Source organism: Psychrobacter sp. UBA6766, assembly GCF_002453355.1.
Lineage (GTDB): Bacteria > Pseudomonadota > Gammaproteobacteria > Pseudomonadales > Moraxellaceae > Psychrobacter.
In genome coordinates this window covers 67318-88312 of the sequence record NZ_DKGQ01000039.1, presented here as the reverse complement: position 1 = coordinate 88312, position 20995 = coordinate 67318, and the positions used below count along the sequence as shown (strand labels likewise).

Sequence of the window (20995 nt, the reverse complement as noted above, 5' to 3'; positions counted from 1 at the left end):
TTGATTATTGCTTTAAATACTGATTAAAGCGAGCTTCTGCTGCTTTATCGGTCCACCAATAATCAATACCAATAGCATTGGTTGGTAAAGTATCAACATGACGATACTGATCCCAATAAGCGACATTGGTGGAGGGCTTGCCGTATAGTGGCACCAGATAATAACCGCCTCGCAGTAATCGATCGAGTACGTGAGTATATAAGATAATCTCATCGCGACTTTTAGCGTCGCCCAGTTTTTTGATAACACTGTCAATCGCAGGGTTTTTAATGCCGATGGTATTATGGTTACCAGGCTCATCTGCCGCTGTACTACCCCAAAAGCCAACTTGCTCCGCGCCAGGCGACAAGCTCTGGGCAAAGATATCGACCATCATGTCGTAGTCAAATCGGCGCACACGTTCATAATATTGTGGCCCATCGACTTGATGCAAGGTCGCATCAAACCCTAAACGCTTTAGATTGCGGATATACGGCAGTAGTACACGCCCCATGGTCTCGCCTGTCATCAAAATCTCAATTTGAGCCAACTTGCCATCAGGCTGATACAACCTCATATCTTGATAATAAAATCCTGCATCTAGTAACAGCTGCCGCGCTTCTAATAACGCTTTACGATTAAAACCGCTACCATCGCTGGTTGGCAGTTGCCATTCCGCCAATACCGCTTGTCGCTGAATCGGTTCAAGCTTGGCGAGCAATAGTTTTAATACCTGCATCTCAGCCGCAGATGGCGTACCGGAAGCAGCAAGCTCTGAGCCATGAAAGAAGCTTTGCAAGCGTTCATACTGACCGTGAAATAAAGTCTTATTCATCCACTCAAAATCGTAAGCCGCCGTCAAGGCTTGGCGAACGCGAATATCTTGAAAAATGGGCCGGCGCATATTCATCACCAAACCCTGCATTGGCACGGGGTTTTCGCTGCTGATGGTTTCTTTATTAATCAGACCAGCTTTGACGGCTGGGAAATTATAACCTGTTGCCCAATTAGAGGCTTTGTTTTCAGGGCGGAAGCGATATTGCCCAGATTTAAAACCCTCAAAAGCAATCTCATCACTTTGATAATAGACAAACTTAATCATATCAAAGTTATAACGACCGCGATTGACCATCAAATCACGTCCCCAATAATTAGGATCGCGCACATAGCTGACGGAGCGTCCCGCATCGACGCGGCCAAGCTTATAAGGACCACTTCCCATGAGTGGCGTTAAACTAATTTTTTCAAAATCAGTATCGATAGAGGATTTGGCAAAGACAGGAAACTGCCCGACGGTTAATAAAATCTCTTTATTGTCATCAGACTTAAAGACAAACTTGACGCGTTGCTTATCAAGAATCTCAATGTCTTTAATATCGCCCAAGTAACTGCGGATATACATCGGGCCTTTATTTAATATCGCGTCATAAGTGGCTTTGACATCATGACTTGTCACGGGCGACCCATCCCAAAAGCGCGCCGCAGGATTGATATGATAAATAATCCAGCTGGTATCCTCAGGGTCATAAGTGACTTTACTTGCCAGCTGCGGATACATGGTAAAGGCTTCATTGAGTGAGCCGGTCATCAAGGTATCGTATAGATAATCAGTACCAACCATCGCCACACCCGTGGTCATCCATTTATTGGCCGCATTAAAGGTGCCGCGCGCATCTAGCGACAGCGTACCACCTTTGGGTGCCTTTGGATTGGCATAAGGCATGTAAGGCACGTCAATATAATCAGTGGTACTATTATGCCCAAGCGCAGTCGTCGTAATAGGAGCCGCGAAACTGATAGGCATCCAGCTGATAGTAATGGCAAGTAAGACGGCTTTTAGCATGGTATTTTTTAGCATCATGACTATATATTAACCCTCATAACGATCTTCTACTCTAAACCAACTGGGATAAAAAATGCGCGACTGACGACAAAATAAACGATTGACGAAATTTTATCATAACAAACTTAGGTTTTTTAACCTAATGCTTTGCGGTGTTAAGGTTGCTATATGAGCCATACGCCCTTTAAAAAATGCTAATAAGCACAAAAAAAGACGCAGCTCATAAAGTTGCGTCCTTTGTTTTAAAGCCTGTGTTGACTTAAGCGTGCTTTTCTTCAAAAGCGATCATAAAGTCAACCAATTGCTGAACCCAATCTAACGATACGGCATTATAAATACTGGCGCGCATTCCGCCAACATCACGGTGGCCTTTTAAATTCATAAGCCCCGCCGCTTCTGACTCTTCTAAGAATACTTTATCAAGGCTGCTGTCTGCTAACGTAAACGGCACGTTCATGATAGAGCGATACTTAGGTGCTACGGGATTATTATAAAAATTGCTGCCATCAATCGTTTTATAAAGTAAGTCGGCTTTTTGCTGATTAATCTTGCCGATCGCTTCAACGCCGCCCTGCTCTTCTAACCAATCAAATACCAGTCCTGCTAAATACCAAGAATAGGTCGCTGGTGTATTTGACATGGATTCTTTTTCGGCTTGATGCTCATAGTTCATCAGCAGTGGGCACCACTCGCTTGCCTGCCCTAATAAGTCCTCACGAATAATGACAATGACCAAGCCCGCCGGACCGATGTTCTTTTGTGCACCCGCATAAATCATACCAAACTTAGTCACGTCGATTGGCTGTGACAAGATGCAAGAAGACATATCGACGATAATAGGCGCATCTACTTGTGGCGGCTCAAATATTTGCAAACCATGAATCGTTTCATTGGCACAGTAATGGAAATATGCTGCATCTCTGCTCAGATTCCACTCATTTTCGGCCGGAACATCAGTAAAGTTACCGTCTTTACCCGAGGCAACGATATTTACTTCACCCAGACCAAGCTGAGCATATCGCTCCGCTTCTTTGGCAGCCTTTTGTGACCACGTTCCCGTCGTCAGATAGTCTGCACGGCCACCATTTAATAAGTTTAGCGGAATCGCTGAAAACTGTAAGCTGGCACCACCCTGTAAAAACAGCACTTTATAATTATCTGGAATGTCCATCAACGAGCGCAATTTGGCTTCGGCTTTTTCAGTAATGGCGACGTACTCTTTACTACGGTGACTGACTTCCATGACCGACATACCGCGGCCTTGCCAATCAAGCAATTCTTCTTGAGCGCGTGACAAGACGGCGGTCGGGATGGTGGCAGGACCCGCAGAAAAATTGGGTACACGGTTAAGAGTGGCCTTAGTAGTCATAATCAATATCCTAAATATGATGAAATCATCGTGGTTATTAAGCGTCAAAGATAAGTCTTAGCTCTATTTTTAATCGTTAAAACAACTCGCAGACTTTTAATTCTGATTTGATAACTGCTGCCAAAGTTGGCGCTTTAAGCTGCTATCTGCAAGCATGTCATCTAATGCGGGAACAGTAGTAAAGTTCGGGTGCTCAAGGCCATCAGGTAACGCCGTCAATGCGGCAACTTTGATATCTTCGCTACGGCCCATTTTAAAGACATATCCTGCAAGGCTAGCATTGGCAAGCTCAGCCGTATCCATGCCTTCACAAATAGGAAACGAGGTGGTCTCGCAAGTGATTGATAGCGCTTGGGTGATGTTTTGCCAAAGCTTTTGGCTGTCGTTATTGAGCGCTTGGATATCAACCAAAATCACCCAATCGCCGTAGCGACCGCCTTGTAAATCAAATGGGGCTACTTTTTTAAAGCTGCCTTCTTTAAAGTCGTCACCTTTAAAATTGCTATTTTCAAAGCTCGCAGCATCATTTACATGATCAATCGTAGTTTGCTGAACGATAGTGTCTACGAGGGAGTTAACGGCGCGCTTAGGGACGTTAGGAACAGTCGAGTCAAAACTATAGGTAACGGGACTGTGTTGGTCAGAACGGTTTAAATCCGTCTCACTAGCGTCATCATAATAATGACTGATCGACTCTTCATCTACCATGTTTGATATAGCTTCAATATTTGAAGATTCGACGCTTGGCTGTTCACCGCTTATAGCGGACGAAATAGACTGAGCATCACTATCGATATCAATGTCATTATTAGCAGGCGCGGAAATATCTGCCATATTCATCGTCTTAGAGCTTGGCTGCACCCACTGATTGATTCCCATCATCGCTAAAATCTGCCGCTGCTGCGTACGGCGCTGCAATATAACTAGCGGGTCTTGGGTCTCACTCATGCGACTTTACTATCCTATTTTCTTACATATATTCAAGGCTATAGTTTATTCGATTTAAAAATATTATTGCGTGACTGGAATAAATTTTGCGACGCCTCTGTCGGCGTAGGCACAGCAAGCAAGTAAAATTTATTCCAGTCACGTAGATTAATATTCATAACGCTTTTATTTTGAACTGACTATATCAATATAAAAAACCAATATTAAAAAAAATGCTAAACGCTAAAAAAGCTGCCGAACCTGTAACCAATGCTCTGACAACAAGGTTAAACAATCATATTCATCTTGACTGACTATCGTATCGTGTAACATCGCCGTATGCAATGTACTCAGCCATTGCCGGTAGTCATGGTAACTAGCAAGCTTATTTACTTCATTATAATCTATTTGACCGCTGCCCTGTTGCCACTCTTGTGGCTTTTCTTGACTATTATTATGCTGATGCTCCGCCGTAGAGGACGTAAAAATAGATACCGCTTCCAGTAATGCCAATAGCTGAATACTATTTAAATGTTGAGCGGTCAATAGCAGCCATTGTAAATTTGCCTCACTAACGGCGGTCAAATCAATATCAATTAATCGCGCTTGACGCCGTAAGTCAATGGTATAACAGCTACTGCTAGCACTACCATCGTTTGATAAACGATAAGCCAATAAAATAACTATCGAGCACTCAGCGGCTTTTATATTTTTAAAAATCTGACCGGAAGGATCAAGTTGGGCAATAATATCATTTCGACTTACTTGCAATTTTTGCTGCCAAGACAAGTATTGATTTGAATAGTCGTCATTTAGCACAGTATTAATGACAGGTAATAGCTGCTGAAAATGCAGCGCTTGCCATAATGCTAAAATCGATGGTGTTCGTGGTTGGATACTATTTAAACACGTAGATTTGGGTTTAAATTCATCAAAATCACCTTCTTCATCCATCACGTTATCAGCAAAATTTTTGCTTAAATCTGCCGTTAGATAGGTTTCAAAAATCTCAGTAATCCCCTGTTGATAACGCAATAGCATCGTCCGGCATTTTTTTTGCTGCACGTAATGTTGACGATCTTGATGGCTATGACTGGCTTCATACTGTAAGCGCAATTCATCGATAGCGCTTTCTGATAAATTATGTTGCCGTAGCTGTTTTAGCGCCAATACAATCAAAGCGCTATCTAATCGTCTGTCAAGAATTGCGACTGTCTCTAATAACTTATGATCTAGCGTATGCGGTAAAATTCGCGTGTTATTGATATCGACTTTAGTTTCAGTAGCAAAAACTCTATCGCTATCAAGCCCAAGCCAGATATCAGTTAAATCATAAGTGGCTGTTGTTGACAGCTCACAACCCTGATGACAAAGCAGCACGGCTTCAATCAAAGCTTGGGCCCCTAGCGGATGATAGCTATGGTTAAGAATATAGGGCGACAGCGAGACTTTTTTTATGTCATCGCTACTGATTAAGTCTTTCGCTGGCAAGTCGCTATCCCGTTTTGCTTGCCATGGTTTTAAAATGTTATAAGTGCCAATGTCTTGGGATTGTACTTGCAAACGCCCATCAATAACGATGTCTTGCTCTATAATAAACTCAAGCCCATCCTCTGTTTCTGACTCACTTTTTATTTTATCAGTGGCAAAGGCGGTCACTTCTTTATCTATCGATTCATGAGAGCTATTAGTGATTTCTTTAATTGTTGAATAGCTGCTTTTATTCTTACTTAGGCTATTTGCAGTTATCACATCCCAGTCACCTAATCGGTGCTGCTCATAGATTTCTCTGATTTTTTGCTGATTAATACGTTTCTCTTTTGCTACCTGAAGCGCAAAATCATGATAAGCGTTGGCGTTAATGGCATTCATGCGCTCAGCCAAACTTGGGTGCGTCGCAAACCACGACAAGTCCCCTAAATCTGCCCCACTACTGGCAAAGAAAAAATGACTGAGACCATTGATATCAGCGATGCCCGTTAAACGTGAACCCAGCGAATCTTTATGAATGGCTTTTAAAGTTTCCATAATCGCTGGCGAGCGCGTGAGCTGTACACTGGTCGCATCAGCCAGCAATTCGCGCTCACGGTTAAAGCTGTGTTTGATGAGCTGCGCACTGGCCATGCTAGAAAAGCTCAGTCCATGTATTAACAATGTCCAAATATTGCGCGGCGCTTGGCTATCGAACATATTATTATGTTGTAACCATTTTGATTGACTCTTAGCTAAAGACTCTTGGCTTTGTGACTGGCGTTGCCAATAGCTAACCCATTCGCTATGAGTGTTAAAAACAGCAGTTTGCGCTTCAATGCTACGCGCATGACGATCGATCGATCTTTGTGGTAACGGGCTGCTTTGATTTACCGCGCCATTAAAAGAGCCATCAAAATAGTTTTGCTGATTGCTTTTATAACCCGCACCGAAATTATTAATAGAATCACTCCAGTCATAGAGTAATTGTAATCCTGCCAATACAATCATTAACTGCAAATTAAACGTGGCATCACCATGTAAAATATGACCATATTCATGCCCGATTAGCCCATATAATGCTTCATCGGATAACTTGTCCAGTGCGCCTTGGGTCACGACTAGCACCATATCTTGGCTGTGACGTCCTGCTACAAAACCATTAATGCCTTGTTCTTCAGGAAGCACATATAAAACTGGCATTCGCAAACCCGAAGCTATAGCCAACTGTTGCGCAATCTCATAATAACGCCGATAAACAGGAGGAAAATTGGGCTCATCACGAACGGCAATCTGGCGCGCGCTAAAGCGAACCTTTGGTATCGGCTCATGCTGATGGGCAACTCCTTGACTGTGCTCCCAAGCGTCTTGGCTATGGTCTATAAACAACCTAACTGCCCCAACGCGCTGAGCGATAGCACGACCACCTGCTTTTAGGCGACCATATTCTAAAAAGCTACCAATAACGAAGCTGCCAATTGTCCATATTAAAACCAGTATCAGTACCCAATGATAAATACCACCAGTAAATATCGTCAGCAGCAGTGCCGTAATACCGAGCGCTACAGCGATATGGGCAAAGACAATAAGAAAAAACAGCCCATACAGCAACAGACTGCGTTGAGTACGGCTACGCTGTGCACCAAAAAAGTCCATCTACTTTTCTTACCTAAAGAGTGTCTTACCCAGAATTTGCGCTGCTTAATAGAATACTTTACCTGAAAACTGCTAAATGCATTTGAACGTATTGAAACATTACCCCATATCGACAATTGGCGCTTGAGCAATCGCCTTTCTATCTTCGAATATCAGTGAGCTAAGGGGTCGAAAACCAAAAGTCGTGCTAATCAAATTGTTTGGAAACACCTCGCGGTCATTATTATAAAACATCACACTATCGTTATAATGCTGACGCGCAAAGCCAATACGGTTTTCAGTATTGGTTAGCTCATCCATCAACTCTTTAATGATACTGTCCGCTTTTAGCTCAGGATAAGCTTCTACCACAGCTGAAAATTGTCCCAAGGCTTTCGACAACATACTCTCAGCCTTAGCAAACAGCGCCATATGCTCAAGCGAGTCAGGCTGATGTTTACTAGAGTCTTGCAGACTTTGGGCATGGTTTCGCGCGCTAATAACACGGGTCAAGGTTTCTTCTTCATGGGTTAAGTAACGCTTGGCGGTTTCAACCAAATTTGGAATCAAATCATGACGGCGTTTGAGCTGAGCATCTATCTGCGCAAAGCCATTTTTTGCTTGATTGCGAGCTCGTACTAACTTATTAAATATTGATACGCCGAAAACCACGGTCAATATGACCACTGCAATGAACAACCAAACAAGCATCTTCATCATCAGGCTCCAAAAGGTTTTGTGTTCACATTATTGTTGTTAAAGGTTACTACATTGTATTTTAGCCTATTTATCTTACTCAAAGTTTAAAATCGGACGAAATGCAGACGAAAAAAAGCCCTTTACAACGAAGGGCTTATTACCAATATTTATCGTTTTAAATGGCTATACACTTTATCATCAAATTTTAGGCAAAAAAAAGCGACTCCATCAGTCAGCGTCTTTGATATAGCTTGCAATAGTCTGCTACACCTTGCAACACCGACCAATTATAGCCTTTTTAATCGTTTGCTATTGCATACCGTTTCAAACTGTTGCAATCTATGCCAAACAAGATGGTCATCAACTGGTAATCAAAATGGCAAATCAAAAATTAAAAGACGCTGGCATCAAAACCGATTCACAAATCAAGCAAGCTATCAAAGAGCATGACGGCGGCGATGAGGTTTATGCTATCCAAGGTTATAAAGGATTGAATCTTTATATTCGAGATAATAAGACTACTACATTTCGCCATCGATTTACTAGCCCGGTTACTGGCAAGCGTAAAAACTTTACCCTGGGCGCCTATCCAGTTTTCACACTTGAGCAAGCCCGTGATATGTACCGCAATAATTTATCGTTATTAGCTGGCGGTATTGATCCGGTATTCCATCATCAAGACGCCCACAATAAAAAGCGAGCCATGCCAACTTTTAGCGAGCTGGCTGAAGAATGGCTGCAATCACAAATAGCGTCAAAACAGTTTGAGCATCGCACCATTGAGCAAAAGCGCACGCATATCGCTTACGCTGCTACTTATATTGGCCGTATGCCAGTCGACCAAATAAGAACGCCTGACGTACTCAGGGCAATTAAAGAGATTGAGCGCAAGACAATACCAACGGCTAAGCGCGTGCGCGGCGTCTGTCAGCGCATTTTTGCATTGGCTATTGGTCAAGGCTATATCGACAACAACCCTGCTATTGCCGTTGCAGACTTAATGCTGCCAAAGCCAAAGACTGAGCACCATCATGCAATCATCGAGCCGGTAGCGTTTGGTCAGCTACTGCGTGATATTGATAGCGTGACTGATTTTTACGGCCATGCTCAAAACATACTGAGATTGCAAGCAATGCTATTTCAGCGCAGTGGCGATATGTGCTCAATGAAATGGGACGCTATCGACATGGACGCACAGACGTGGACGTTTAGCCCGCAGAAAACAGGCAATCGTGGCGATATGGTGGCTAGTCTGATTGTGCCGCTACCAGCGCAAGCTATCGAGCTACTACAGGCGATACACGAGCAAACAGGTCATACGGATTATGTATTTTACAACAAAAGGCGTAAAGATAGGTTTGAGCATCAGCAGCAGCTCAATAAGTTTTTAAACCGTCTTGGCTATACTGGCAAACATACACCGCATGGCTTTCGTGCGTCTGCCCGTACATTGATGGTTGAGCAATTAGGTGTGCCCGAGGTGTTGATTGAGCATCAGCTTGGGCATAGCGTGCGTGATGCGAATGGTCGTGCCTATAATAGAGTAACTATGATTGATAAGCGCCGTGACATGATGCAGAAATGGGCTGATTATTTAGATAGTCTAATAGCAGCGAATTCGCCATAATTAGACCAACTAACCGGGTTCTTCGGACAGTTCAAATTTCAAACAAATAAAAAGCTTATTGAGTTAGAGTTGAGCTTACTTACTGTAACCTAATCGTAATATTCATTGCTTATAATGCTAATGCCAGTGACAGTAAAGCCTAGCTACTAGGTCTGTGTTGCAGAGAAGTAGACAGTACCAGCCATCGGTGTACTGCATAGAAAAAACAATGGCAATTAACGCATGGCTCACCTTAAGGTTACATTCCACCATGTGAGTTAATCGGATAACGCACGAGACGCATAGAAAAAGCCGCTACAAGATGACTGGTAGCGGCTTTTTCATGTCTGATTTTTGGTAAATAAAAAAAGCCCACCAAATTAAACATAGCTAAAGGTAGCTAGATATAGCTAATTATCTTTAGCCGCCCATCGCAGATTACCAACAATGCGACGTGACCAGCCTTTACCAAACGTTGACCATGTACCCAAGTTAGTGAAAAACTCTAATCGCTCAGCAATGAACAACATGACAATGCGATCTGAATCCATACACTTAACTGCAGTTAGCGTCTGATTACCTATGATGCCGTCAACGTCTTTACCAGTAATGCCAACCGCTCGCTGTAGAAACTTGATAGCCTGCCTATTGCCATGATTGTAAGCGGCATCAAAAACTTGCCATGCAACATCGTCCGGTAATTCATCGCCTCTGATAACCCGCCAATAGTCTTTGTGGGCAATCGCTTGAGCTGTGGCTTTTGGTAAATTACGCATTGAGCCATTATAGCCGTTTGCACGGGCAACACGTTTCGTCACGCCCCACATCGTTTCGCCGCCAGGGTCGCTAGGGTGATTGATATAACCGCCCTCATGCTCCATCAGCCGATTAAATAAAATATCAAAATTAGCCATATTTAGCTCCAAAAAAAGCCCCAATTAAGGGGCTAGGTTTATTTATTCTTATGCCGTCTGATGGTCGGCAGACACCAATTAAGGGCTATAAGCGTTAGCAGCCAACACACCCCATTTAAAATACGACTTGCCGTATAACCCCATGTGCCAAACCATTCAGTATTAATATCGAGCCATGATGGTATGTGATAGATAGCGGCATACGTGACTAACAGTAATGCCGCCCAATACAAAATGCCGCTACAGATGACCATCGCAAAAATCAAAGGTGTATAGCTGCGACGATTAAAAGCTCCTATTTTGATAAACATAAAAAAGCCAGCGAATAAGCTGACTATGCAAACAATCAAGTCGTAGTTAATCGGTTTCATTACTGCTATCCTTTTTACTCTTGCGACCAAATATTCGATCGGTAGCGGCATCTTTGCCCAAATCGTAAATGCTGTTTTGACGCTTTTGGCTGCTGATATAAACCATAAAGCCTGCACAAATTGGTGCACTAAAACTTGATGCCCCAATCGTAAACAGCATAATTGCGCCCATAGGCGTATCAGTTAACGCATCAATCGCTAAGCTAATTGCCATACCCCAAAGCGTACCTAGTACAATCTTTGCAGCAGTCGGATACTTTAGGTGTTTTTCGACCTCGGCAATATAAATAAAACTCGCACCAATACCTCCGCCGATTGCAAACACCCAAACCCCTATCCATTCAGGCGTAAACGGCGGTTGTAATCGCCCCATGCCTAGCTGCTCAGCCGCATTAGCTGCAAGCGCTGACATGGGGTAAGCAAATGCGATTGTAATTGCAAACGCCCATATCATGCGCTTTATATTCATTCGCGGCATACATCCTCCTTAAATTTCAAACATAAAAAAACCACTCGATTGAGTGGCTAGTAACCTGCGATTGCTTTGCTGTCTTGTAGCTGTTGTAGCAGCGCCATTAATGCGCCCTCTTGATTTTCTGGCATAGTAAGCGACGCCGAAGCACCGCCGAGTTTGAAATTAACGTCAATCGTCTTAGAGGCAGTCGGCTGACTGTCAAAGCGGCCGTATTCCTGCGTAGTAATTCTAGCCGTTGCCGTCCTTGCGGTTTCCCTGCTATCACGCTGACGCTCAGCATCACGCGCCTTGCTTGCTATTTCAGCCAAGTACATTGACGCCGTTTTAAACTTACCCAAATCAGCATTGGTTAGTACCTGACCATCTTTATAACCTTGCAGATCACCGAAGTTTAACGCGCCGTCACGCTTACCTGATTTTGCATAAAGTTTGCGTGCTTCCTCAATCGCTGCGGCTTCGGACAATCCTTGTGACTTCAAAAAGTTCTCAACCGCTAACTTTGATCCAAACTGATTACCTTCCGCTGGTGCTTCCTCCTTGCCATAAATCCGCAAGTTTTTAAGTGTTTCATCGCCCTTTTTAAGCTCCATTGCTTCTTTGGCGGCTTGGATTTTCTTTTGCAGCTTATCGTAAGCCGATGCAGCTTGATTGGCAGCACCGACCATTGCTTGACCTGCTGCGCCTGCGCTACTCGCAATGCCGTTATAAGCTGTTTTAATGCCATTGACCGACGTTGTGACTTTATCATTGGCCGTCTTAGCCTGACCCATTTTTTCAACGGTGACACGCCCATTTTCATCAACGGCGACGGTAAAGCCTAATGCGGCAGCCTGTGACTTGGTAAATGAATCAATGACGCCATTATTTGCAGCAATATTGGCTTTAGCTGTTTTCTCAAAGACTTCTTGCTGCTGCTGCGCTGTCAGCTTACCCTCAGCCATAACTAACTTGTTGGCCTCGGTATAAAGCGCCGCATTTTTAGCTAGTTCCTCACGAGTTTTAATACCTAAAAATCCGTAAGCCTCGGTTACGCTGTTAATACCTTCGGTTAATAGATCGGCTTTATTATTAACGTCATCTAAGCCGTCCTTTAAGTCCTTAGCGCTTAACTTTCCCTCCTTACCAAGCTCTATCCACGTAGCCCTTAGATTGTCCAATTCAGCCGTATTTTTAGCCTTATTAGTCATTTCAGTAAGTGCGCCAACCAAAGCGCCTTTAGCGTCATAACCTGCTTTTTCTAAGTCGTCAAAACCATCGACAAGCTCATTCAAGCCCTCGCTAGATTTAATAAACTCTTTTGACAGACCGACACCGACGGCACCTGCCAATTCGTCAATCTGGTCTTTTGTGCGCTTACTTGCGATAGTTGATGCGTCAAGCTCGGTAATCATGACATTGCCCGTCTCGTCCATCTGTATTGCTAGATTTTCAAGACTTGCCGCGTGCTGCAGCTCAGCAGTGATGATATTGCCGTTTTTAGCAAGCACCCCTGCTGCATAATCGCCAAACGTTTCCATGTTTTGGGCGATTTGCGCCTCAACATTACTCATTTGTGTTTTGGCGATATTCTGACCAAGCGCCAACTGTTCGCCCGTTATCAAGCCTTGATTTGCCATCGCTTGTAGCGAGTTTGATATATCCTCAACTGCGCCGCGCGTGTTTGCCTTGTGGATAGCCTCTGCTAATGACAACTCAATGCTTTTGCCCGATTCTTGCGCTTTTAATGCAACTTCTGCAAAGCTCTCACCAACTCCTAAATAGGCCGCCTGTGCTTCCTTGGCGGATTCAATAGAGACTTTGCCGGTATCACTGATAACAGCCTGTAGGTTTTTTTCTGCTAGCTCAACACGTAGCTTATCTGAAACTACATTATCGTTGGCTTTAATGCTGTCTAGCGCGTATTTAGTAAGTGCCTCTTCTCGCTGTTCAGCGGTTGAATTAGCATCATCGACCATTTTTCGATACGCTGCTTCTGAATCAGCCGCTACTTCTGCAAAATGCTCTTTTGTGGTTTTACCTGCATTAACGATAGCTTGTGCGCCTGACGATTCCCAATCTAAAACATCTTGCTCGGCGCTTTCCCAAGTTTCTTTGGATTTAACTTGCAGCTCGTCAGCAGTCTGCTTGAAGCTCTTAGATACATCGCCAAAAGTGATACTTGCTGCGATATTAGCCAAGTCAGACATAGCACCGTATAAGCTCGCAACAACAAACCCGGCTGCCACACCGATAGCGCTAAAACCATCTTTAACAAAGCCCATAAGGATATTGAGGCCATGCAGTGCAGCGGTTATCAACCCCACTTGCTCAGCCGCATCAGCCGAACCGCCAGATATTGCGTTTATTACCCCATTAAAGGTGTCGTAAACCAGCTTTATACCATTGGCAAGCTCAATAACCACACCAACCGTGCTTTCAAACGAACCGGTTAACGCTGTTACGATGCCAGGGTCTAAGTCTTCAAGATTATTGCCGATATAACTAATAGCGTCTGCAAGCTGTGACGTTTGATTTAATGCACCGTCAATCTCACCAACAAAGTTAAATATTTGGTTTTTAAGCACCTGTAGCGAGTTGCCAACCGTGGTCGGCAGTGTACCAAACTCACTGGCAATTACATCACCTTGCGAGCGTATCGCATTAATAACGACCTCAGATGACAGCTTGCCGTCCATTGCCATCGCGCGTAATTCGCCACGAGTCACGCCCAAACCATCAGCCATTGCCTGAGCAAGTCTTGGCGATTGCTCCATGATAGAGTTAAACTCGTCACCACGTACCACGCCCGACTGTAAGCCCTGAATCAACTGGGTAATTGCAGCGTCAGCACTGGCAGCGCTACCACCTGATAACTTGATGGCCTCGTTGATTGTGCGAGTAATACTTAATACTTCACCTTGTGCTAGACCTAAAGCCTCTGACGCCTGCGTGATACGGGCAAAAAGCTCGCCTGTATTCTCAACGCTACTAAATGTCTCATTGGCAATCTGCTTAACGCCTGCAAAGCCATTAACAAACGATGCACCTTCACCAGTCGCAAGTTTTACCCTTGCTTCAAGCGTTTTGAAAGCATCGGCTGTCTCAATGATTTCACTAACACCAATACCAAGCCCAGCCGCCGCCAATAGCCCTTGCAAGCTGCCAAATGCGCCACGTAAGCGATTGACGCCACCGCCTAGATTATTGCTGCCCTCGGTCGTTCTATCTTGCGTTTCATCAAGACCGCGCAATTCAGCCTCAAGCCGTCTAATTTGCTCTTGCGCTGCTCTTGTTACTCGGTCGATTTCCTCGGCTGGCCGTCCGCTGTTACGCTGAAAATCTACTAATGATCGGCTGATTTGGTCAATCTCACCGCGTATCGTTTCAGGCACTCGAATGTTTGTAATGCGATAGATAGCATTGCGTGCGCCATCTGCCGTATTAGACGCACGATTCATCGCACCTGATAGCTCATTCGCCAAACTGACACTTGCACTACGCGCTTCGTTCAATTCCGTTTCTAAGCGATTGACCTTTTGCGCTGCTGCTTCCAAATCTCTAGGACTTGCGCCTGTCTGCGCTAATCGTGCTGCTTCTAACTTTGCTTCGTTTAGCTCAGTGCCTAAGCGCGTTACCTGACCGGCTGCTGTATGCATGGCGTTTTGTACTTGCTCACCTGACAGATTGGCACCAGCACCCATATTTCTTAACTGGTCAGCGGTTGCGCGTATTTCAGCCGTCAATCTATCAGGACGCACATTACCAAGCCCTGCCAATGATGCAGTAGCTCGCTCAGTGTCGGCGTTCATCTGTGTCACATTGCGCTGCACGGATTCCGCATACGCTGTAAACTTGTCACGCGCCTCATTGATGCCATTATTGAACTGGTCATTCAATAGCCGCAACTGTACGCTAAAATCTAAATCACCTGCCATTGGATTACCTCAAATTTTGGGCATAAAAAAAGCTCACCGATTAGGGTGAGCTACGTTCGTTTGTATGGGGTTTATTTGATCTGATATTTTTCTTTCATATCTTCTATTTCAGCCGTCAATGTCGCACACTCTAATTCCTTGTCGTAATACTCTTGTTCTAATTCCAAGTAATCAATTTGACAATGCGTAAGTTTTTTAAGCGCAGACATATAAGCGACCACCATAATGACCAAAAAAATTGTAAGTACAATTATAAGTATGAAAATAATATTCACAAATCACCCATTTAGTATTCGATTTAAAATCTCGCATATTGACCAGTCATAAGCAAATGGCATAGAAAACCCACCATCTAATCGGTGGGTTTTTCTTTATAATTAATAATTAACGTTCATCGCTAAACATCATCTTGCTCTTATCATAACCTCTAAGATTAAACTCAGACCCAAACTCTTTGCTTAAACCCACAATAGGCAGATAAACAGTAGCTCTATTAGATTGCGTAGTTTTGTCAAATAACTCAGCTGATGACTGCTCATTTACTGGGGTTAACACACCCTCAGTACTCTGCAAAAAGCTATAAGTCGCTGTATTGCCATTAAACTTAATTCTTATGTTGCAACCTGGCGTACACTTAACCTGCTCAGGTGCAAAAATCAGAAATCTTTTTGAGATACTACCATCAAATGACTTCCTCTTTTCTAACTCAATCCATGATCGCTGCTCAAGATTTGGATATTTCGGAACCGTATATGTATTGGTAGCATCTATTCTAGCGGTTAAAGAAAACAAGCCGTTCTCATCACTTGTGTTGCCATACTTCCAATTGCCTTTATCTGTAGGAAATGTGCTGCCGGCACCGATTGTCCCACCATTCCCATTGCTTACTTGTGGCGGCAAACTATCATACCCACCGCCGCACGCGCTCAGCGCCAATGCCAAGCCAACCGCCAATAGCTTTTTCATAGCCAATACTCAACAAATTTATAACCAACTAACTTTAACCGATTAGTCATTGTTACGCTAGTCTTTCATAAACTCTTTCCAACCTTTGCTATCCGCTTGCGCCACTCGCATTGCAAGTGTCATGTCTTTAATGCTTTGCTGCTTATCTTTAGCCAGTGCTTTAGATAAGCCCCACCATTCACCAAACGCCATATCTAAGACATCGGATTCTCTGAGTCCGATTTTGTAGAATGGTAGTAAGCTGTCGTACCAAGTAACGCTAGCTGTGCCCCCAGTTGCTTTAGGGGTATGAAAATCTGACGCATAAAAAAATCGCCACTATGGGCGACGACCTCCTGCATCACTTGTAGCATTTCTAACGGCTCAAGCTCTCTATAAAAGCTCGGCGGCTGGTCTGTCAGTGTTGAGGCTAAGATAACCGTTTCATCAGTAAACGTGCCGATAAGCGCCATTAATTCGCTTTCTGGCATACCTTTTTTAGCTTTCACAATGCGCTCAAACTCAGCGACAAAAGGCGTAAATGCTCGCGTTACTTCATGTAAGTTTTTGACCTTGACGCGCTTGATCTCAATATCTGTATCAGCGACGCGGATTATGTTTTTATCTGTCATACTTCAATCTCCGTAAATGGCAGCTCAGGCGCCTGCCCTGTGATTTTATTATCCTGGACAAACACCTTGCTGCCAATCTCAAACGCATTGCTACCGCCATAGCTCACTTGGCTAATATTGCCTCCGATATACTCAACATCGTAGGTACTGCCATTGCGAGCTAAGACGGTAGCCATTAGCGTTGCAGGTTGCTCAGTGACGCTTTTGAATAGCGCCCATAGATTGCCGCTTGCCATCAGACGCCCTCCTTGTCAAAGTGCCTTTCAATATCGACGGTTTGCTCAATCTCAAGCGCTCGACTGCTGCCAAGTTTGCCGCTGATTGACGTGCCTCTGACCATACCAACCCATTGCTCACCATCATTTACACCGATAAGCGTTGATGGTTTTAACACACCAAAATCAGCGTGTAATGGCATGGTGATACCGATATTGCCAATCTCGCCAACGTCACTCAATACGGCAATGCCACGCGCTGTAGCAACATCATTGTCCGTAATCAGGTCACTGGTAATCATTGGTGGTTGATAGCCGCCACTGGTTCCAGTGCGCTTGATTAATGCCCCGATACCGTTATCATTCTCACCGTAAACCGTAACCCCGTTATAGTTTGGCTTGGTCACGCGGCTTCGAGTACGATTAAGGATTAGCGATTGCGGCAATACAAGCTCAGGCGTTTGCAAATACCATTCCCACGACTCAACCGGATAATGTGCGAGTACGTGCAATATATCAGCACTCATGTCAGCATTAATAAAGCCACCGGCTGCCTCAGCTATCCACTGCAAGCTGTTAATAGGCGTTCTGCCTGAATAGCTGTAAGTGTTAGCCGGAACGTTCCAACCGTTTACCCCGACCAAATCCCAATCTAGCGTAAAGCCACTTGGTACAGCATTGCGGTTTAATTCATCTTCCGCGATTTGCCTTGCCGTCATTGCCGTATCGTATTTATAACCACGATGCTTAGCGTAAGGATGCGCTAAAAGCATAGCGCGTGACTTACCCTTGATTGTCAGGCTGCGCTCACCAAATGCTGTGCTATCCTCACAACCATCTAAGATAAATCGCCACAGATGACCATTGACCGTTAAATCAACGCCGATACGACTCTCGATAGCCGTATTAACTTTTGATAGCTCGCTGATAGGCACGGACGCGCTAAACGACCACGCATAGCTATTGCTATCAATACCGACGCTAAAGCTAAGAAGGGTAATATTGCGCCCGTCATCAGTGCGTTTTAGATTTACACTATTTGTCACAAAGATCAATCCTTTTGAGTAGTCCGGTGGCTGCTTTTGTTGACATTCCGCGCCAAAATTAAGCGTTGTATCAGGCTTTAGCCACTTACATAAAAAGTTAAGGTTTGCTTTGGTTTGATAGCCGTTTGGAAAATCAGGGTCAATCTCAGGCGGTATCGGCTCAGGTGGCACATACAACCAATCCGGCAGTTTTGCAGTCTCTATAAGCAACTGCCAATGATTGCCAATAATACGCCCAGCAAAGCTCTTTAATAGATAATCGCGGCTAATATATCGCGCAAATTCTTGCTTAAAGCTGCGCTCAATTTGCCTTCGCGCCATTGCCTCAAAGCCAAACCAATCATCACCGCCGATAAGTTTTGACTGCTCTGCCCTAACCGATGTTTGCTGCTGAATGTAATTCATATTTTCAGCGAGCTGCTGACTGTCATTACCAATAAGTTTTGATTGCTCAAACAGTGGTGTTTTTTGCGTACCTAGTTTGCCGCTTGGCTCAAACACGCCTTTGATATTGTTTGCTGTTAGCTTTGATTGTTGCCAGTCGCTATTTATACTATTAACTGCATTTTGACTATTTTCAAAACCGCTACTGGCGGTACGACTTGCAACTTTTGACAACTCCGAGCGACTACCAAAAGACGCGCCAATCAGTTTAGTGGTATTAGGGTCGTAACTTACTGAGCCTGTAGCTACCGCATTTAGGTCATAAAAAGCAGTGACATAAACGCCCGTTTCGGGCAAATCAGCACTTACCGAGCCTGATGCGCCAAATGTATCAATAACACCCGACACGCTAACATAGGTCGGTGCGTCCTCGGCGGTCATGCCACCTGACGCAAGCAGTGTTATTTTGCCATTGATTGCTACCGCTACATTTTTGCTATCAGGCGCTTCACCAAAATTTAGATTGCTTGTTTTGTGCCATTTTCGTGCAAAATTTAGGTTGGCATCAGGTGCAAGTGGTGACTCAACCACACCATCGATATCAGTGGTAATTCGCCAGCCACCGACAAAATCAAGACCGACTGGCTTATCTGACATAGCTCACCTATATTTGTATTTTTAAACTCATTAAGCTGACATAGCCGCCAAGATAGATTTGCTCTTTATCGAGTGTAATTTCTGTTCCAACATCAAACGTCACATTGCGCGTACCATCTGAACTAGATAACACTGCTTTATCGGGCAGCCCTGACGCAATCGCCATGACGCGCTCAGGTAGCGCAAAATCAAGCAATCCGCCCGATATGGTTTTCTCAATCGGCTGTGGCATTGCAAAAGTGGCAGCCACCGCATCGGCAATATAAAGCGTAAGCAAGGCGTTAGCCCCACTATTAAACCCATTTGCCAAGCCTTGTAATGTAGCGTTTTTTGCGCCGTCATCTAATGTCATGGCACTATCCTCGCATCGTGATTGCCCGATATTAAGTCCTGACCGACTAGGTTATATTGCACCCCATCGTTTTCATCATCAATAGACACAGCAAAATACAGTGTTCGTTCATTTGTACGCTTAAACGTGTAATAGCCGTCCTCGTCTGAGCGCGTTTGACCTGCATAAGCGCCAGTTTTTCGCTCATAAAGCATGACGCGCCTTGATACTGGCAGACCGTTTTCAGTGACGCGGCCAGTGATTGAGCCACTACCTGTAGGCACGTTGCCGCCGCCTGTTAATTTACCGCCACCGCCGTCTCGCATCATCATGCGGACATTGGTGCGAAATAGATTAGGCGCTGCAATCATAAGCATAGCTATATCCCCACATAAAAGCCGACATTGGCAGGTGATGGTGAGTTGGTATTTGACCTCTGCGTCCTTGATATTAAGCAGCCATCAATCACCTGACCGTCATTATTACCTAACATTTGATGCTCGATAAATAAATAGGCAGGCATAAAGCCGATGATAGATTTTGTAGTATCTAAAACCTTTAAAGGCAATGTAAATAAAAAGTTACCGCTAGGCGATGGGTATGAACCACCAGTTATACCTGAATAGCCGCCAATATCGGCTGCAAAAGAAATTATGCTTTTGTTGAAAGCGCCATCTACGCTAGAGAAAATATAATTACTTGATAACATACCGAAATTACTACCAAACTCACTGTAGTAGCTAGTCACAGAGTCGTCATTACTATTGGGCGCTATTAAAAATGTAGAATCTACCGTCTTATCAAGCGCTATGTACTCGCCAAAACCGTATGTTTCTTTCATGCCACTTGATTTGAAGGAAGAGTAAGAGCTAAACCCAATGCACAGATAAAAGAAATCACCATTCCCTACCACCATCCAAGGTACAGTAAAGCTGTCGATACCTGTTGATTTTGTCGCGCCGCGAGCCTGATACCAGAACAAAGCGCCATTTTTATTGGTCGGCTTGTTATTAATTGCGCTTGTGTAGCTATTAATCTCAACGCCAAGCGTTTGCATATCCTCGCAAACATCAATCATTGCGCGACGCGCAGGTGCGGTTGCATGATATCCTGCACCATCAGGGTAGCTCATATCAAGATATATTACACGCTTGGCAGACGATGCAGCGAGGCTGCGATAAGCACGCTTTAAAGGGTTGGTCATGCCAAAGATTGACTCATAGCCGAGCGGTGCAATCTTAGCTTTAATAACACCTGTATCAACAAGAGCGCCTACAACCTCAATCGTTGCCGTGTTGTTAGTCATATCAATGACTTTGTGATTGCCGTTTATGAGCACGTCATCAGCACCGCTGATATAGATAATCTGATATAAGTTAAAGCCATGACCTGAGCCAAAATCAAGCGTCACCTTATTACCATCAATCGTGACTGATAAAACTGAGCGCTCAATACCTCCGTTGATTAGGCAGGCGTCTAATATTTTAATAATGCCATTTTCGTCCATGCTGTTAATGGTTGGCATACTTGATTGGGCAGACGAAAACCACGTTACGTTGCTCGGTGTTGAGTTGATAATCATA

19 protein-coding genes are annotated in these 20995 nt (G+C 44.2%); 1 reads left to right on the top strand and 18 read right to left on the bottom strand.

The window, feature by feature from the left end:
* Nucleotides 1-4 precede the first annotated feature (4 nt).
* From B4K26_RS08600 to B4K26_RS08580, 5 genes are all read right to left on the bottom strand, one after another.
* Nucleotides 5-1837 carry an extracellular solute-binding protein gene (locus B4K26_RS08600; protein ID WP_296244900.1) on the bottom strand — a complete coding sequence of 611 codons (1833 nt, stop codon included), beginning with the start codon at nucleotides 1835-1837 and terminating at the stop codon, nucleotides 5-7.
* A gap of 244 nt (nucleotides 1838-2081) precedes the next feature.
* Nucleotides 2082-3191: a 3-phosphoserine/phosphohydroxythreonine transaminase gene (gene serC / locus B4K26_RS08595; protein ID WP_296244830.1), complete on the bottom strand. Its 1110-nt coding sequence runs from the start codon at nucleotides 3189-3191 to the stop codon at nucleotides 2082-2084.
* A gap of 96 nt (nucleotides 3192-3287) precedes the next feature.
* On the bottom strand, nucleotides 3288-4139 hold the full coding sequence (locus B4K26_RS08590) for a hypothetical protein (protein WP_296244828.1): 852 nt from the start codon (nucleotides 4137-4139) through the stop codon (nucleotides 3288-3290).
* A 222-nt stretch (nucleotides 4140-4361) separates the two neighbouring features.
* A complete protein-coding gene (locus B4K26_RS08585) occupies nucleotides 4362-7244 on the bottom strand; it encodes a M48 family metalloprotease (protein WP_296244827.1) in 2883 nt (960 codons plus the stop codon).
* Nucleotides 7245-7343: 99 nt separating this feature from the next.
* Entirely contained in the window at nucleotides 7344-7943 is a 600-nt protein-coding gene (locus tag B4K26_RS08580) for a LemA family protein (protein WP_296244825.1), read from the bottom strand.
* A 355-nt stretch (nucleotides 7944-8298) separates the two neighbouring features.
* Between B4K26_RS08580 and B4K26_RS08575 the strand changes: the two genes are divergently transcribed.
* Nucleotides 8299-9549: a tyrosine-type recombinase/integrase gene (locus B4K26_RS08575; RefSeq protein ID WP_296244824.1), complete on the top strand. Its 1251-nt coding sequence runs from the start codon at nucleotides 8299-8301 to the stop codon at nucleotides 9547-9549.
* Between the two features lie 389 nt (nucleotides 9550-9938).
* On the opposite strand, the gene B4K26_RS08570 is transcribed toward B4K26_RS08575, so the two are convergent.
* The 13 genes from B4K26_RS08570 to B4K26_RS08510 form a co-directional block, all read right to left on the bottom strand.
* Complete coding sequence (locus B4K26_RS08570; RefSeq protein WP_296244823.1) at nucleotides 9939-10442, bottom strand: glycoside hydrolase family 108 protein; 504 nt, start codon at nucleotides 10440-10442, stop codon at nucleotides 9939-9941.
* A 38-nt stretch (nucleotides 10443-10480) separates the two neighbouring features.
* Nucleotides 10481-10813 carry a hypothetical protein gene (locus tag B4K26_RS08565; RefSeq protein WP_296244822.1) on the bottom strand — a complete coding sequence of 111 codons (333 nt, stop codon included), beginning with the start codon at nucleotides 10811-10813 and terminating at the stop codon, nucleotides 10481-10483.
* The gene (locus tag B4K26_RS08560; protein ID WP_296244821.1) at nucleotides 10800-11291 is read right to left on the bottom strand and encodes a hypothetical protein; all 492 of its coding nucleotides are present in this window, start codon (nucleotides 11289-11291) and stop codon (nucleotides 10800-10802) included. Before B4K26_RS08560 ends, B4K26_RS08565 begins: the two co-directional genes overlap by 14 nt.
* Nucleotides 11292-11338: 47 nt before the next feature.
* Nucleotides 11339-15202 (bottom strand): tape measure protein, encoded by a 3864-nt coding sequence (locus tag B4K26_RS08555; RefSeq protein WP_296244820.1) that lies wholly within the window; start codon nucleotides 15200-15202, stop codon nucleotides 11339-11341.
* A 71-nt stretch (nucleotides 15203-15273) separates the two neighbouring features.
* Entirely contained in the window at nucleotides 15274-15411 is a 138-nt protein-coding gene (locus tag B4K26_RS08550; RefSeq protein ID WP_296244819.1) for a hypothetical protein, read from the bottom strand.
* Nucleotides 15412-15586: 175 nt separating this feature from the next.
* Entirely contained in the window at nucleotides 15587-16168 is a 582-nt protein-coding gene (locus B4K26_RS08545) for a hypothetical protein (RefSeq protein WP_296244818.1), read from the bottom strand.
* Nucleotides 16169-16225: 57 nt separating this feature from the next.
* Entirely contained in the window at nucleotides 16226-16360 is a 135-nt protein-coding gene (locus B4K26_RS08540) for a hypothetical protein (RefSeq protein ID WP_296244817.1), read from the bottom strand.
* A gap of 2 nt (nucleotides 16361-16362) precedes the next feature.
* Nucleotides 16363-16779: a hypothetical protein gene (locus B4K26_RS08535; RefSeq protein ID WP_296244816.1), complete on the bottom strand. Its 417-nt coding sequence runs from the start codon at nucleotides 16777-16779 to the stop codon at nucleotides 16363-16365.
* Complete coding sequence (locus B4K26_RS08530; RefSeq protein WP_296244815.1) at nucleotides 16776-17015, bottom strand: hypothetical protein; 240 nt, start codon at nucleotides 17013-17015, stop codon at nucleotides 16776-16778. Before B4K26_RS08530 ends, B4K26_RS08535 begins: the two co-directional genes overlap by 4 nt.
* Nucleotides 17015-19081: a hypothetical protein gene (locus B4K26_RS08525; RefSeq protein WP_296244814.1), complete on the bottom strand. Its 2067-nt coding sequence runs from the start codon at nucleotides 19079-19081 to the stop codon at nucleotides 17015-17017. Before B4K26_RS08525 ends, B4K26_RS08530 begins: the two co-directional genes overlap by 1 nt.
* Nucleotides 19082-19088: 7 nt before the next feature.
* On the bottom strand, nucleotides 19089-19433 hold the full coding sequence (locus B4K26_RS08520) for a hypothetical protein (RefSeq protein ID WP_296244813.1): 345 nt from the start codon (nucleotides 19431-19433) through the stop codon (nucleotides 19089-19091).
* Entirely contained in the window at nucleotides 19430-19789 is a 360-nt protein-coding gene (locus B4K26_RS08515; RefSeq protein ID WP_296244812.1) for a hypothetical protein, read from the bottom strand. The genes B4K26_RS08520 and B4K26_RS08515 overlap by 4 nt, the downstream gene beginning before the upstream one ends.
* A 2-nt stretch (nucleotides 19790-19791) precedes the next feature.
* The gene (locus tag B4K26_RS08510) at nucleotides 19792-20994 is read right to left on the bottom strand and encodes a hypothetical protein (protein ID WP_296244811.1); all 1203 of its coding nucleotides are present in this window, start codon (nucleotides 20992-20994) and stop codon (nucleotides 19792-19794) included.
* Nucleotide 20995 lies beyond the last annotated feature (1 nt).